This window comes from Sphaerochaeta sp. (assembly GCA_022482495.1).
Lineage (GTDB): Bacteria > Spirochaetota > Spirochaetia > Sphaerochaetales > Sphaerochaetaceae > RUG023.
Window position 1 is genome coordinate 87,097 of the sequence record JAKVPA010000008.1, and the last position, 13,654, is coordinate 100,750.

At 57.4% G+C, this 13,654-nt stretch carries 17 protein-coding genes; 13 read left to right on the forward strand and 4 right to left on the reverse strand.

The features are described 5' to 3' along the window. Positions 1 to 35: 35 nt before the first annotated feature. Positions 36 to 443 carry a transcriptional repressor gene (locus tag LKE28_09435; GenBank protein ID MCH3908434.1) on the reverse strand — a complete coding sequence of 136 codons (408 nt, stop codon included), beginning with the start codon at positions 441 to 443 and terminating at the stop codon, positions 36 to 38. Between the two features lie 68 nt (positions 444 to 511). Here LKE28_09435 and LKE28_09440 point away from each other — a divergent pair, with 68 nt between their 5' ends. From LKE28_09440 to rpoN, 6 genes are read left to right on the forward strand one after another with little or no spacing between them, the layout of a single operon-like run. After that, on the forward strand, positions 512 to 1,324 hold the full coding sequence (locus LKE28_09440; protein ID MCH3908435.1) for a YmdB family metallophosphoesterase: 813 nt from the start codon (positions 512 to 514) through the stop codon (positions 1,322 to 1,324). Next, positions 1,321 to 1,722, forward strand: a complete 402-nt coding sequence (locus LKE28_09445; protein MCH3908436.1) for a SoxR reducing system RseC family protein — start codon at positions 1,321 to 1,323, stop codon at positions 1,720 to 1,722. Before LKE28_09440 ends, LKE28_09445 begins: the two co-directional genes overlap by 4 nt. Positions 1,723 to 1,766: 44 nt before the next feature. Beyond that, on the forward strand, positions 1,767 to 2,306 hold the full coding sequence (gene lptC, locus LKE28_09450) for an LPS export ABC transporter periplasmic protein LptC (GenBank protein MCH3908437.1): 540 nt from the start codon (positions 1,767 to 1,769) through the stop codon (positions 2,304 to 2,306). Then, entirely contained in the window at positions 2,303 to 2,923 is a 621-nt protein-coding gene (locus tag LKE28_09455) for a hypothetical protein (GenBank protein ID MCH3908438.1), read from the forward strand. The genes lptC and LKE28_09455 overlap by 4 nt, the downstream gene beginning before the upstream one ends. Beyond that, entirely contained in the window at positions 2,916 to 3,647 is a 732-nt protein-coding gene (gene lptB / locus LKE28_09460) for an LPS export ABC transporter ATP-binding protein (protein MCH3908439.1), read from the forward strand. Before LKE28_09455 ends, lptB begins: the two co-directional genes overlap by 8 nt. A gap of 1 nt (position 3,648) precedes the next feature. Continuing rightward, positions 3,649 to 4,995 carry an RNA polymerase factor sigma-54 gene (gene rpoN, locus LKE28_09465; GenBank protein ID MCH3908440.1) on the forward strand — a complete coding sequence of 449 codons (1,347 nt, stop codon included), beginning with the start codon at positions 3,649 to 3,651 and terminating at the stop codon, positions 4,993 to 4,995. Here rpoN and ygiD read toward each other — a convergent pair. Further along, the gene (ygiD, locus tag LKE28_09470) at positions 4,982 to 5,761 is read right to left on the reverse strand and encodes a 4,5-DOPA dioxygenase extradiol (protein ID MCH3908441.1); all 780 of its coding nucleotides are present in this window, start codon (positions 5,759 to 5,761) and stop codon (positions 4,982 to 4,984) included. The two genes, rpoN and ygiD, sit on opposite strands and share 14 nt — an antisense overlap. Positions 5,762 to 5,855: 94 nt before the next feature. Beyond that, on the reverse strand, positions 5,856 to 6,152 hold the full coding sequence (locus tag LKE28_09475) for an HPF/RaiA family ribosome-associated protein (GenBank protein MCH3908442.1): 297 nt from the start codon (positions 6,150 to 6,152) through the stop codon (positions 5,856 to 5,858). 83 nt (positions 6,153 to 6,235) lie between these two features. Between LKE28_09475 and LKE28_09480 the strand changes: the two genes are divergently transcribed. The 6 genes from LKE28_09480 to holA are packed head-to-tail and all read left to right on the forward strand — an operon-like array spanning position 6,236 to position 10,528. Beyond that, positions 6,236 to 7,171: a hypothetical protein gene (locus LKE28_09480; protein MCH3908443.1), complete on the forward strand. Its 936-nt coding sequence runs from the start codon at positions 6,236 to 6,238 to the stop codon at positions 7,169 to 7,171. 32 nt (positions 7,172 to 7,203) lie between these two features. Then, the gene (locus LKE28_09485; GenBank protein ID MCH3908444.1) at positions 7,204 to 7,569 is read left to right on the forward strand and encodes a hypothetical protein; all 366 of its coding nucleotides are present in this window, start codon (positions 7,204 to 7,206) and stop codon (positions 7,567 to 7,569) included. A gap of 57 nt (positions 7,570 to 7,626) precedes the next feature. Further along, positions 7,627 to 8,607, forward strand: a complete 981-nt coding sequence (hprK, locus tag LKE28_09490) for an HPr(Ser) kinase/phosphatase (protein MCH3908445.1) — start codon at positions 7,627 to 7,629, stop codon at positions 8,605 to 8,607. Then, positions 8,607 to 8,870: an HPr family phosphocarrier protein gene (locus tag LKE28_09495; GenBank protein ID MCH3908446.1), complete on the forward strand. Its 264-nt coding sequence runs from the start codon at positions 8,607 to 8,609 to the stop codon at positions 8,868 to 8,870. Before hprK ends, LKE28_09495 begins: the two co-directional genes overlap by 1 nt. Before the next feature lie 3 nt (positions 8,871 to 8,873). Further along, the gene (gene lexA, locus LKE28_09500; protein ID MCH3908447.1) at positions 8,874 to 9,497 is read left to right on the forward strand and encodes a transcriptional repressor LexA; all 624 of its coding nucleotides are present in this window, start codon (positions 8,874 to 8,876) and stop codon (positions 9,495 to 9,497) included. Then, on the forward strand, positions 9,497 to 10,528 hold the full coding sequence (gene holA, locus LKE28_09505) for a DNA polymerase III subunit delta (protein MCH3908448.1): 1,032 nt from the start codon (positions 9,497 to 9,499) through the stop codon (positions 10,526 to 10,528). Before lexA ends, holA begins: the two co-directional genes overlap by 1 nt. Here holA and uvrC read toward each other — a convergent pair. Continuing rightward, positions 10,518 to 12,341, reverse strand: coding sequence for an excinuclease ABC subunit UvrC (gene uvrC, locus LKE28_09510; GenBank protein ID MCH3908449.1), 1,824 nt, complete (start codon positions 12,339 to 12,341; stop codon positions 10,518 to 10,520). The two genes, holA and uvrC, sit on opposite strands and share 11 nt — an antisense overlap. Before the next feature lie 60 nt (positions 12,342 to 12,401). Here uvrC and LKE28_09515 point away from each other — a divergent pair, with 60 nt between their 5' ends. After that, a complete protein-coding gene (locus tag LKE28_09515) occupies positions 12,402 to 13,595 on the forward strand; it encodes a DNA photolyase (GenBank protein MCH3908450.1) in 1,194 nt (397 codons plus the stop codon). Positions 13,596 to 13,654 lie beyond the last annotated feature (59 nt).

Sequence of the window (13,654 nt, forward strand, 5' to 3'; positions counted from 1 at the left end):
GCAAATTGGAATATAGCATCACGCCTGTGGGAAAGTCAATGGCTTGTGTGCTGTTTCTTCATGCAATCCTTGCAGATTCCGTACAGCACGGTATCGTCATAGGAAAGCGTGAAACCATGCTTGGTCTTGATATGGTCGGTGAATTCCTGCATCTGGGCGCAATCAAGGTGGATCACCTTGCCGCAGACGGTGCACTTCAGATGGAGATGGTGGTGGCACCCTTCTTCCAAGGGAAGCTGGTAGCTCGGTTTGCCGCCACCGGTACCGGCGAACTGCAACAGCGTTCCCTCCTCAACCATCCGCTCGACGTTGCGGTAGATGGTGGAAAGATCGATGTCGGAAAGCGCCGCGTGGATTTCATCCACCGTCACTGCCCGGGAGCTCTCCTTGAGGAAATCCATCATCCGCATCCGTGTTTTGGTCTGGTATTCACCCTTTGCCATAGCCCTACTGTACCACGTTCCGTTTCAGCTGTCTTGCCGTCACGCCGCTTTTTCTTTACTCTAAGAGTATGAACGTGTTGTTTTTGGGTGAGATCGTCGGCAAACCGGGAATCTTCACCATCAAGCACTTGAAGCAACTCAGGCAGGAGAAGGCCATCGATCTGGTCATCGCCAACGCCGAAGGAACGACCAATGGCTTCGGTCTGGGCAAGGCCCACGCCATGCAGCTTTCCAAACTGGGCGTGGACATCCTGACCGGGGGAGAAAAGATCTACTACAAGCTGGATATGGTGGACTTCCTGGCCAAGGCGTCCTGGATCCTCCGCCCGGCAAACTATCCGTTGGGAGACCCGGGAAGGGGAATCCGCACGATGGAGATCGGAGGGAAGACGGTGGTCATCATCAACCTGTTGGGGACCAGCGGCTTTTCCAAGGTGCACCTGAACAACCCGTTTGGTCTTGCCAACGTGCTGGTGGACAAAGCGCGTGCCGAAACGAAGGATCCGATCATCCTCGTCCAGTTCCACGCGGCGACGAGCGCCGAGAAACAGACGATGGGTTACCTGCTTGACGGCAAGGTGGCCGCGGTGATCGGCACCCATTCCAAGGTGCTGTCCGCCGACCCCCATCTGCTTCCCGCTGGTACGGCGTACCTTACGGACAACGGCCGTTGCGGTTCCACCCTTTCCATCGGCGGATTCGCAAACGACGTGGAACTGCGCAAATACATGACCGGCATTCCCGAGCGATCCCATGAAAATTGGGACGGTCTGGAGATCCAAGGAGCACTGGTTTCCATCGGCGATGACGGCAAGGCGACAAGTGTGGAAACGATCCGGTATCCGGTAACGGAGACCGAGGAGGAAAAACAAAGCGTATGAACGAACATGTCATTGTGGAAAAAGTGCTTTCCCCCACCCGTGTGACGGTGGTGTGCTCCACCACGGCCTGTGTGGGATGCAAAGGTGAGATGTTCTGCACCAACAAAGGACGGAGTTTTGAGGCGTCAAAACCTCTTTTCATGAACCTCAAGCCGGGTGATCCGGTGGATGTGCATCTGAAGACCGGCAGGACCATCGCCAGCTCCTTCATCACCCTGATCATCCCGCTCTTGTTCTTCCCTGTGGTGTTCTTCATCCTCAGCAAGGTGGGGGCTTCGGAGATGGTCTCCCTGTTTGGGGGTCTGGGAGGCATCGGACTCGGCTTTCTGATCGTCTGGGCGTACTTCCGCTCAGCCCATGACAAGTACCTGCCGTCCGTCACCCCGGCAGAGGACTGAATTTTGCTGGACGCACCTTTCCGTTCGCCACTATACTGGTAGCCATGAAACGGTGCATCCTGGCATTCCTTCCCCTGTTGCTTCTCCTCTCCTGTTCCTCAGGCACTACGCCTGAAGCCCAGGAGACGAAGGACGCGGTGGAACAGCCTTCCATGATCCTCCGGGATGTCACCTACGTCACCTCGTGGGATGCAGGAGAACCCTTGACCATCACGGCATCCACCATCACGCTGGACGACAAGACCAACGAAGCGGTCATCCAGGATTTCTCGTTCTCCCGCACCGACGGAGAGGGGAAAACCGACCTGTGGGGCAGCGCAAAAACGGCCACCGTCAATACCCAGACCCATGATGCGACCCTCAGCGGAGACGTGGTGGTCCACAAGGAAACAGACCAGTTTGCAATCCATGCGCCGAATCTCCGCTGGAATGACGCAGAGCAACTTCTGTCCACTGGGGAGCAGGATCTGGCGGATATTTGTTTTCATGAAGGGGACGCCATCACCGGCCGGGGATTCTCCGGAGACCTGAAGACCAACACCTTCGAATTCGTCCAACTGGTACAAGGGGTGGTGCAGCAATGAAACGTGTTTCTCTTTTTCTGTCCATCCTCCTTCTCACCCTTCCCCTTTCTGCCGAAGCCATCTCGTTCAAAGGGGGATACACCAAGGTCCGGATGCAGGACGGGAAAAAGGAAATCGTGCTCAGCGGCGGCGCACAGGTACAGACCGGCTCGTTGTCCCTCTCCGCAAAGACGATCACGCTGAGCGGGGATGATTATGACCGCATTTCCCTTTCCGGTGATGTGACGGTCGTCGACACCGAGCAAGGCCTGACGATGCAGAGCCCGGCCGTCGGATACGTCCGTTCCACCGGAGTCCTGTCCGTCCAAAGCTGGGTGGAGATCGACGACACCACCAACGAGATTTCCGCTTCGGCGGGAAGCCTTTCGTTCAACCGGCAGACCGGGCTGATGCAATTGGAAGGACAGGTACGGCTCCTCAGGGCGGCAAGCAAAGGCATCATGCGTTGCACCAGCGACACGTTGACATACGACCGGGACCACAAACGGCTCCAGTTGGCGGGTGACGCCGTCATCACCTGGAACGGGGACGTCTACCAGGCGCACGTCATCACGGTGGACCTGGACAGTGAGGAGATCCAGCTGGAAGGATCCATCAAGGGGACGGTCCATGGCTAGCAGATTGGAAATGCTTCATCTTGCCAAAACGTACGGCAAGAAACAGGTGGTCAAGGACATCTCCTTCGCCATGGATGCAGGGGAGATCGTCGGACTCCTCGGTCCCAACGGGGCGGGAAAAACCACCACGTTTTACATGATCGTCGGCTTCATCCACGGAAACGGGGGAAGAATCATTCTGGACGGCAGGGATGTCACCCGGCTGCCGATGTACCAGCGCTCCCGCCTTGGCCTCTCCTATCTTCCCCAGGAGCCATCCGTTTTCCGCAAACTCTCCGTACAGGACAACATCCGCCTGGTCGTCCAGACACGGCGCGACCTGGACAAAAACGCCCAACAGCAGGAGACGGAGAAACTGATGGATGAATTCGGGCTGACGGCGCTTCGGAACCAGCGGGGATACACGCTCTCCGGCGGCGAGCGCCGGCGGACGGAGATCGCCCGGGCGTTGGGCACCGCACCGAAGTTTCTGCTCCTGGACGAACCGTTCGCCGGCATCGACCCCAAGGCGGTGTATGAGATCAAACAGTTGATCAAACAGCTTGCCGCCAAAGGAATCGGCGTGCTCCTCACCGACCACAACGTCCGCGACACACTTGCCATCACCGACCGTTCCTATCTGATCAACGAAGGCACCATTCTGGTCTCCGGCACCAAGGAAGAACTCATCGCCAACAAGGCGGCACGGGACATCTACTTCGGTGACGAGTTCGGGGAGGATTGAGATGGGTCTTTCCCTAATCCTTGAACAGAAACAACAACTCAAACTCAGCCCTCAATTGATCCAGAGCTTTGAACTGATGGCCCTCCCCCTGACGGAACTCCAGGCGAAAATCCAGGCGGCCATTGAAACCAACCCGACGCTGGAGATTCCCGACGCCAAGGAGTATTCGCTGGACTCCGTTCCGGATTACGACGGAAAGAAGGACCAGAGCGACTACGACGAGGGAGGCCAAGGATACGACAGCGAGGCGAGCGACCGGGCCCAGCAGTTCATGGAGAACACCTTGACGGAAAAGGAGACGCTGCAGGAACACCTCTTGGGTCAGTTGGGATGCGTTTCCCTGACCGACGAGGAATACCAGACCGGCGAAGCCTTGATCTCCAACATGGACGACAACGGATTCTTCCGGGATGATCCCGCCGTCTTCCTCAAGCCGAACCAGCTTCCGTTCAAGGACAAGCTGGTGGCCATCATCCAAGGGTTCGATCCTTCCGGCGTCGGCGTGCGGGACTGGAAGGAATCGGTGATCCTCCAGGCCAAACAGAAAGGGCTCAAACCGGAAGAGTTCACGGTGTTCACCGCGATGGTGGATCATGAACTGGAGTCGATACGCGCGGGAAAAACCGATCAAGTGGCAAAGAACCTCGGAGTTGACTCGGAAGAAGTCGAGGCGTTGTACGCGTTCCTCAAGACGTTGACGCCGTACCCCGGCCAAGGGTTCGCCTCCGGTCCGGACCAGTTCGTCATCCCGGATCTCTCCATCCACCAGAAGGACGGAAAGCTGGTGATGCAGATGAACAGCGACGCCATCCCGACACTGACCATCAGTCCGGAATACCAGCAGATGGCCGAGCAGATCGACGACAAGAAGACCAAGCAGTACATCAAGGAACAAATATCCCAGGCAAACCAGTTGATCACCCAGATCGACATGCGCAACGACACCCTGAGGAAAGTCGCCCAAGTGGTGCTTGCCGAGCAGAGCGAGTTCTTCCTCAAAGGACCGAAATTCCTCAAGCCACTGACCCAGAAAGAAGTGGCGGAGAAAATCGGGGTGCATGAGACGACGGTCAGCAGGATCGCCAACGCCAAATACGTGGACACCGACTGGGGGATCATCCCGATCAAGAACCTGTTCTCCAACGCCGTCGGGGACGGGAACCAGTCAAAGAACTCCGTCAAGGAGATCATCCGGGAGATCATCCAGGAACATCAGGGCGAAAAAGCGTTGTCTGATCAAAAAATCACCGATCTCCTTGTGGGAAAAGGAATCAATGTGGCCCGCCGCACCGTGGCGAAATACCGCAAGGAACTGAACATCGACTCGTCGTTCGTCAGGGGTTCGTGATTCCGATCAGATAGCTGGTCATGGAGAGCGCGCCCATCACGCACTGGCGATTGAACACCGTCACCTTCTCTCCCGGCTGGGCGGCGCCCAGCACCGGCAGGATCGGCAGGAAATGATCCGGGGTGAAGAACGCGTATTCGGCGCACTCCCCCGCCTTGCGGTAATCGACCACCGCCTGGTAGTCTCCCCGAAGGATGGCGTCATGGACGTATCCGTCAAACTCCTCCGCCCAAGGGAACCCGCCGGGATTATCCCAGTCCACCAGGGAAAGATTGTGCACCACGTCCCCGCTACCGACGATCAACACGCCTTCATCCCGAAGGGAGGCCAGCGTCCTGCCCAAGGCGAAATGCTTCTCGGGCGGCGCGTCCCGGTTGACGGACAATTGGAAGAACGGGATATCCGCCTTCGGATACATCCGGCGGAGCACGCTCCATGCGCCGTGGTCGCATCCCCAGCTGTCATCCACCTTGGCGCCGGTCATCTTGGCGACGCGGCCAGCCAGCTCGGGATCTCCCGGAGCAGGCCAGGTGATCTGGTACAGCTCTTCCGGAAAGCCGTACATGTCATAGATCTGTTTGGGTTTGGGGCTGTTGTTCACCCGTAGCCCATGGGTGAACCAGTGGGCCGAGATACAGAGGATCGCCTTTGGAGTGGGGATCTTCTTCGAAATCTCCGTCCATCCGGCGGAGAACTGGTTGTCTTCCATGGCGTTCATCGGAGAACCGTGGCCGACGAACAGCACGGGCATCGTTTGGTTTGTCATGTTCCAAAGATACATGCAAACGAACAAAACGTCATCTCACCCCCACAAAGCAAAAAAGGGCGGCCGAAGCCGCCCTCCCGAAGATTCCCGTTGTTCAGTGCTCCTTCACCTTTTCCTTTTCCTTGCGAGCGGCTGATTCGATCTTGTCGGCGATCAACTCAATCCCTTCGAACAGCTCGATGCAGTCATAGCTGACCACTTTGACCGTTCCCCAGGAAAAATGTAATTTTGCGTCGATGTGGTACCCTTGGCCCAGCGTCTGTCTGGTAATGACAATTTCCAGATCATGCAGGTAGTCCTCCGCAAATGACAGTTTCGCCAGTTTCTTGTCGAGAAACGCCCTTGTCTCATCACTTGGATTGTAATGCACACCTCTGACAGTGAGATTCATAGATCCTCCTCAGTCTTTGATACTTCTATGGTAACGCACCTTTTCCCTGTTGTCTTCCCCAAAAAACATGCTAACCTTAAGCTATGATTGATTTCGTTCTGTTGGGAAGCGGTTGGCGGTCGTTGTTCTACGCCCGTCTTTCCGTACGGTTCCCCCATGAATTCCGTCTGACCGGCTGGATGGTCCACGATCCCGCGAAACGGATCGCCTACGCCCAGGAATACCATACTTTCACCTCGCATGCCTTGGACGAGGTGCTGGAACGTCCCCATGATCTGGTCGTTCTCTGCGTGCCGGACACGTTGCAGCATGACCTGCTCGTCACCCTGGCCGAACGCGGGGAACCGGTGCTCACCGAGACTTCGTTTCTCCGGCAAAACGAGGCATCATTGAAGGATATCCTTGTCCGTTGCCAAGGGAAAACGGTGGAGGTCGCCGAACAGTACCCGTTGCTCCCCTACTACCAGCAGGTTTCCGACCTGCAGCCCCGGTTGGGGAAGATCTGGGAATGCACCGTGGCATCCTGTCATTTCCACCATGCCGCAGCCTTGACCAGGCACTTCCTGGAAGAAGAAGAGGCCGCTTGCACCATCTCCGCCCAGACAGCCATCCGTCGCATTGCACAGACGGGAAGCCGGTACGGCTACCATGCCGACGGAACGACGAAAGAGATCACCCGAACCGTTGCTGTCCTGCGCTTTCCCGATGGGAAGACGGGGTGGTACGCGTTCACTGGGGAGGAATACCACAGCACGATCCTTTCCGGCCACTTCGCCCTGAGGGGGGAGCGTGGGGAAATCTTTGACCGGACGGCACGCTATCTGGATGACGCCAACCAAACCATCATCCGGTCGCTGGAGGAAAACAAGGACGACGAGGAAGGCATCGCGGAATGCCTTCGCCGCTTCGGCCACGGTTACTCCCTGAGGAACGGCATCATTGACGCGCTTGTCGGACAGGCCATCCAGGAAGCGGCAAAAACGGGAAAACCGATCTCGTTTCTCCCCCCGAACCGTTGAGCAAACCTCCAAAACATGGTAGGACAAAGGAAATGAGTGACCAGACATTTGACCTGCTCAGTGAAGAATTCATCTTTATGTTGGCCAGCAACGTCGACCTCCCTTCCAATCCGTGCCTGCTTTGCCGCAAAGCGGATGGCAGTTCGATTTGTCCTGACGCGGTGGATTGCCAGCGCTTCATCCATTACCAGCAGTACAAGCGGGACAAGAAACAACGTTGGGAGAACGGCCGTTCGGCACACGACGGCGGAGCCTGTGAGGAATGCCCGGTGAAGGACGCTTGTCCCGTCTCCTTCAGCGCCACGGTTTCCTGGTGCAGGGTGAAGATGGATGCGCTTGGCGTCATCGACACCACCCATCACAAACGTCGTTCGTCCCGAAAAATGCATCACAGGTAGGAATTTACATTTGTGTAGGTAAAGATTATCTGCTATACTCACGTCGAGGAGCGACGTATGGCGGATATCTCAGTGCTTGATTTGCTGGATCTTGACCTGAAAGAGCACAATATTCTGGGTTTGAGCTGCATTGCGGGCAGGAGTGGATTGTCCCAGAAGATCAAAACCAGCAAGATATCCCGGCCAGGGCTGCCATTGTCCGGCTTCTTCGTCGAATTCAGCGCCACCAGCATCCAGGTCTTTGGCCGCGGCGAACAGGAATACCTGTTGTTGCTGGAGAAAGACAAGAACTACGCAAACGTACAGAAACTCCTCTCCTACCACGTCCCCTGCTGCGTCTTCTGCGACGGGGGGAAACCCACCGCCAGCTTCATTGAACTCGCCGAGGCGAACAGCACCGCCATTCTGACCACGCCGTTGATCAGCTCGGACTTTTCCCGGCGCCTGTACCAGACGCTGGACGAGGTGTTCGCACCCACCCAGACCATCCACGGCGTATTCGTCGAGGTATACGGCATCGGCGTGTTGATCACCGGAGAAAGCGGCGTGGGCAAGAGCGAGACGGCGCTGGAACTGATCGAACGGGGACACCGGTTGATCAGCGACGACACGGTGCGGCTGAAGAACATCAACGATTCGTTTTTGGTCGGCATGGGGGAGAACCCGATGCTTGCCCACCACATGGAGATCCGGGGGTTGGGGATCATCAACCTGGCCAACCTGTTCGGCGTCGGAGCCATCCGTGACCGCAAGCAGGTACAGCTTTCCGTCCATCTGGAAGAATGGGATTCGACAAAAAACTATGATCGTATCGGCGGTGACATGACGGACACCTACCTGGGGATATCCATCCCCAAGGTGGTCATTCCCGTCAAACCAGGCCGGAACGTCCCGGTGATCATCGAGACGGCGGCGCGCAACGAGCGGCTGAAAAAGCTGGGCTTCTACAGCGCCAAGGAATTTGACCAGAACGTGCTGAAGTGGCTGGAGAGCGAGACGGCACGCCGGACGTACTACATCGATGAGGAGAACGTGTGATGGTGGAACGGGAACTGACCATCCTGAACCGGGCGGGGATTCATGCCCGACCGGCGGCGTCCATCGTCAAGGTGGCCAATGGATACAAAAGTGAACTGACGTTCATCAAGGATACGATGGAGGTCAACGGCAAGTCGATCATGGGGATCATCACGCTGGGGGCGCCGTATCAGACCAAAGTCCTGATGCGGACCGAAGGCCCGGATGAAGTGGAATTGGCTGATGCGATCCAGCATCTGTTCGAGAACAGATTTGAGGAGTGAGGTATGAAAGGAATTACGGACAGACAAAAAGAAGTCGCCGAATACATTTCGCTGTTCATCACCGAGAACGGATACGCCCCTTCGGTACGGGACATCGCTGATCATTTCGGCTTCTCGGTGAAAGCGGCGCATGATCACCTTCGGGCATTGGAGAAGAAGGAGATCATCCGCACGGCACGGGGTATTTCCCGTTCCATCGAACTGCTGGATGAATCCTACAGCCAGAAGTCGGAGACCATCCAGGTGCCGCTCCTTGGCACCATCGCCGCCGGCAAGCCGATCCTCTCCGAAGAGAACATCGAGACCAACCTGACCATTCCCGTGACGATGCTTGCCGGAGCGCGGAACACCTACTTCGCCCTTCGGGTCCGCGGAGAGTCGATGATCGAGGCGGGGATCAACGATGGGGACATCGCCGTGCTGAAATCATGCAAGACGGCGGAACGGGGCGAGATTGTCGCCGCATCGGTGGAAGATGACGATATGGGCGGCATCACGCTGAAGAAGTTCTACCCCTCCTCGGATCACGTGGAACTCAGGCCGGCCAACTCCACCATGGGACCGATCATCACCCGGGCATGCCACATCCACGGCATCCTCCAGTTGATCATCCGCTCGTACCTGTGATGGCTACCCCGGCATACCTTCTGCTCGGTCCGGAAAACGGAGCCAAGCAGGAACGACTCCAGCAGATCACCGATAACCTCAAACGAACGGTAGGCAGCCAACCGGAAACATACCGGTTCCATGCCTCCGATCTGGACGGAGACACGTTGTACACCACGCTGGACAACAATTCGTTCTTCAGCGACCATCGTCTGGTGATCATCAGCGACATCGATGTCATCTCCTCCTCCATGGCGGCGGTCATCGGGAAATACCTGGAGCATCCTTCCGACCAAACCACCCTGGTGATGGAAAGCGACAATACGTTCGTCAAACTGCCTCAGATCACCAAGCACATCCCCAAGGACGCGACCATCATCTTCTGGGAACTGTTCGACAACCAAAAGGAGGATTGGGTACGGAATTTCTTCCGTAACCAAGGCGTCACCATCACGAGCGACGCCATCTCCACCCTCCTTGAGTTGATCGACAACGACACGGCGGAAATGCGGACAGTCTGCAGCCAGCTCGCCCTGTTCTGGCAGACGGGCAAAAAGAAAGGCGCCATTGACTCCGACGCAGTGGAAACCTATGTGGCCCACACCAAGAACGAGAACGGATACACGCTGTTTCCCGCCATCGCAAGCCGGGATCTGAAACAGGCCCTGCGGATCCTCGGCGCCATTCTGGACGCCGGGGACAGCGGCACCAGCTTCAGCCTGCACAGCCAGCTTCTCTGGCAGTTCCGACGGCTCCGCTCCGTCATCCGGGTCTGGCAGGAAACCCACAACGAAGCGACGGCGTTCGCCCAAGCCTCGATTTTGGGCACCCCATACCCCATCCGGAGCCTCCGGGAAAAAAACTCCTACCGCGCAGGCATCCGAGCCTACACGGAAGCGGAGGTGACTTCCGCCCTGATGGCCTTGGAAGACGCCGACATCCCGATCAAATCCGCCGGGGACATGACCCGGCTGGAATGGGAACGCCTGTTGTTCTCCCTCATCACGCAAAGCGGAAAGCAACCTGAGCAACCAACGTTTCTTACAGTGTAAGGGTACGGAGGATCCGCTCCGCCACGATTTCGGGGATGTGGACATCCTTGGCGATCTGGGCGGCATCGTGGTGCATCACCTCTTCCAGACTGCCATAGTGTTCCAACAGCCGCTGGGCCCGTTTCTCGCCCACGCCATCGATGGACTGGAGTACTTTGAACGTCGCGTCCTGGGAACGCATCGCCTGGTTGGCGCTGGTGGCGAACCGGTGGCATTCGTCCCGGATGGCGATCAGGATCCGAAGCCCCTCGTCGGACGGATCCAAAAGGAGCGGCGGACGGTCATCATCGAAGACGATCTCTTCCACATCCTTTGCCAAGCCGACCACCGGAATATCGTTTAATGAAAGACTGTCCAAGATTTCCCGTACGGCATTGACCTGTCCCTTGCCGCCATCCACCATCACCAGTCCGGGGCGCTCCAGATTTTCATTGAGCACCCGGGTGTACCGCCGGGCGGCCACTTCCCGCATGCTCTCGAAATCATCGATCTTCCCATCCAGGCTCCGGATGTTGAACCGTCGGTAATGGGAACGGTCAGGGTTCCCGTCCCGGAAGGAGATCAACGACGCGACAGTGTATTTGCCGGACAGCTGGGCGATATCATACCCTTCGATCAACGACGGAGGAGCGGTGAGCCCCAATTCCTTCTGCAGGGTGGCCAACGCCGCCGTATTGTCCCGGTTCTTCAACCGTTTCTCCACATCACTGCGGGCGTTCTCCATCGCCATGCGGAGGATCCGGTAATGCTTGCCGTCCGTCGGTACGGTGACCTCCAGCTGGCCATGCAGCTGCTCGGAGAAGAACCGCTGGATCAGGCTGACATCAATCTCATGGGAAAGGTACAGGTAGTGAGGAAGTTTCTTACCGTCGGCATAGTACTGCACCAGGAACCCCAACAGCGTTTCCGTCTCATCACCGAATGTCTCGGCGCGGTACAGCGCCCGACCGATCAGCCGGCCGTCCCGCATCTGCATCAGACTGATGGTGCACAGTGAGGCGCGCATCTCAATGGCGGCGTAATCCCTCGCCTCCTGGACGAAGTCCTGCACCTCCTGTTCCTTCTCCACCGACTGGACGGCCTGCAGCAGATCACGCTTTTTCGCCGCTTCCTCGAACTTCAGGTCCTTGGATGCCTGGAGCATCTCTTTGCGGAGCCGTTCCTCCAGCCCCTGGCTGGAACCGTTGAGAAACTTCTTCACCTCTTCGATGTACCCCTGGTAGGTCTCTTCGGAGACCAAGCCGGCGCAAGGACCAGAGCACAAGCCGATGTGGTAGTACAGGCAGGGCTTCTGCAGCTTTTTCAATGGAATGCCACACCGTCGCAAGGGGAACAGCTTCTGGATCAGATCGAGGAACAGATCCAGCTTTCCGGCATCCGGATACGGGCCGAAGTACAACGACCCGTCGTTGATCAACCTCCGGGTCTTGAACACCTTGGGGAACGGCTCGGCTGTGATGCGGATCACCGGATAGCTCTTGCCATCCTTCAGCGAGATGTTGTAGTGGGGGTTGTACTTCTTGATCAGATTGTTCTCAAGCACCAACGCTTCGTACTCGTTGCCGGTGATGATGTGGTCGATGTGATGGATCTTCCGGACAAGAGCAGCCGTCTTGGCGTTCCGTCCGGAGAGGAAATAGCTGGTAACCCTGCGACGCAGGTCTTTCGCCTTCCCTACGTAGATGATCGTGCCCGACTGGTCACGCATCAGGTAGACGCCGCTGTTGTGCGGCAGCGCCTTGGCCTGCTGGGCCGGCGTCAGGTCGTCATGTACCTCCAGCCCCAGATCCTCCACATCCCCTTGGTATTCCATACCTACCATCATACGAACAGACGGTTGCAAAGGCAACGCCGACGACCTAGGATAGCGGGTATGGACAGTCTTGAGGAATTGGAACGGACCTATCATTTCACCCGGCAAGAACGGCTGTTGTTGGAACAGGCGGAAGCGGACCTCTCCATGTGGGGGATGGGGCACGTCACCCGGTTCATCGACTTGAATGACGTCTCCCGGCTGAGCAGTGGACAGCAGGGCAAACGAATCCTGGAACAGGTACGCCAGGGTATGGAGGCGGAACGGAGGAAACCCACCGACTACACCGGTTTCCGCCCCCTCTGGAACCCTCCGGCAAAGACAAAAGATTCGTTTGTCAGCGAAGATGTCCTGTGGGGACGCTGTCCCTGCCCCACCGATGGCAAACAGACACGGTGCTGCAACCTCCGGACGCTGGACGCCGTCCAAGGGTGCATGTTTGACTGCGCCTACTGCGCCGTCCAGTCATTCTACCAGCAAGGCGAAGTGCGGTTCGTGGACAACCTGGCCCAGCGGCTTTCCGACATCCGGCTTCCCGAAGAAGTGTGGCACATCGGCACCGGGCAATCCAGCGACTCGCTGGCCTGGGGGGATGACCACGGCACGCTTGCCGCGTTGAGGATTCTGGCCCGCCGCTATCCGGAGAAGGTGATCGAACTGAAGACAAAATCCGCCCGCACCGACTGGATCACCGACGACTGGCCCCGAAACATCATCGCCACCTGGTCGCTGAACGCCCCGGTCATCCAGCAGGCGGAAGAACATTTCACCGCATCCATCGCTGAGCGCATCAAAGCGGCACGGATCGCCGCCGACCATCACATTCTGGTGGGCTTCCACTTCCATCCGATGGTGTGGTTCGACGGTTGGCAGGAAGGATACCGCCAAGTGGTGGAGATGGTCACTTCCAGTTTCCGTCCGGAAGAAGTCGCCCTTGTCTCTTTCGGCACGCTGACGTTCACCAAATCGGTGCTGAAGACGCTCCGTGAGGCAGGCCGGCCATCCCGGATCCTGGACATGGATCTGGTACCGTTCGCCGGTAAATTCTCCTATCCCTGGGAGACCAAACGAGATCTGTTTTGCAACGTCTGGAACGCGTTTCCCGCCAGCTGGAAGACCGGCTCCCCGTTCTTCTACCTGTGCTTCGAAGATCCCACCCTGTGGCAGCCGGTCTTCGGCCACAGCTATGCTTCCAACGAGGAGTTCGAAGCAGCAATGAAAAAGAGCTATCTTTCGGCCATCCACCGCCGATGAGAAGGTATTGGAACAAATCCATGCGCTGGGATATACTTGTCCCCAGCGAAGAGGACAAC

Coding starts and splice junctions, on each gene's coding strand:
- LKE28_09445 (MCH3908436.1), top strand. CDS start 1,321: ATGAACGAACATGTCATTGTGGAAAAAGTGCTTTCCCCCACCCGTGTG.
- ygiD (MCH3908441.1), bottom strand. CDS start 5,761: ATGACAAACCAAACGATGCCCGTGCTGTTCGTCGGCCACGGTTCTCCG.
- uvrC (MCH3908449.1), bottom strand. CDS start 12,341: ATGGAATACCAAGGGGATGTGGAGGATCTGGGGCTGGAGGTACATGAC.
- LKE28_09455 (MCH3908438.1), top strand. CDS start 2,303: ATGAAACGTGTTTCTCTTTTTCTGTCCATCCTCCTTCTCACCCTTCCC.
- holA (MCH3908448.1), top strand. CDS start 9,497: ATGGCTACCCCGGCATACCTTCTGCTCGGTCCGGAAAACGGAGCCAAG.
- LKE28_09515 (MCH3908450.1), top strand. CDS start 12,402: ATGGACAGTCTTGAGGAATTGGAACGGACCTATCATTTCACCCGGCAA.
- hprK (MCH3908445.1), top strand. CDS start 7,627: ATGGCGGATATCTCAGTGCTTGATTTGCTGGATCTTGACCTGAAAGAG.
- lexA (MCH3908447.1), top strand. CDS start 8,874: ATGAAAGGAATTACGGACAGACAAAAAGAAGTCGCCGAATACATTTCG.
- rpoN (MCH3908440.1), top strand. CDS start 3,649: ATGGGTCTTTCCCTAATCCTTGAACAGAAACAACAACTCAAACTCAGC.
- lptC (MCH3908437.1), top strand. CDS start 1,767: ATGAAACGGTGCATCCTGGCATTCCTTCCCCTGTTGCTTCTCCTCTCC.
- LKE28_09485 (MCH3908444.1), top strand. CDS start 7,204: ATGAGTGACCAGACATTTGACCTGCTCAGTGAAGAATTCATCTTTATG.
- LKE28_09435 (MCH3908434.1), bottom strand. CDS start 443: ATGGCAAAGGGTGAATACCAGACCAAAACACGGATGCGGATGATGGAT.
- LKE28_09495 (MCH3908446.1), top strand. CDS start 8,607: ATGGTGGAACGGGAACTGACCATCCTGAACCGGGCGGGGATTCATGCC.
- lptB (MCH3908439.1), top strand. CDS start 2,916: ATGGCTAGCAGATTGGAAATGCTTCATCTTGCCAAAACGTACGGCAAG.
- LKE28_09480 (MCH3908443.1), top strand. CDS start 6,236: ATGATTGATTTCGTTCTGTTGGGAAGCGGTTGGCGGTCGTTGTTCTAC.
- LKE28_09475 (MCH3908442.1), bottom strand. CDS start 6,152: ATGAATCTCACTGTCAGAGGTGTGCATTACAATCCAAGTGATGAGACA.
- LKE28_09440 (MCH3908435.1), top strand. CDS start 512: ATGAACGTGTTGTTTTTGGGTGAGATCGTCGGCAAACCGGGAATCTTC.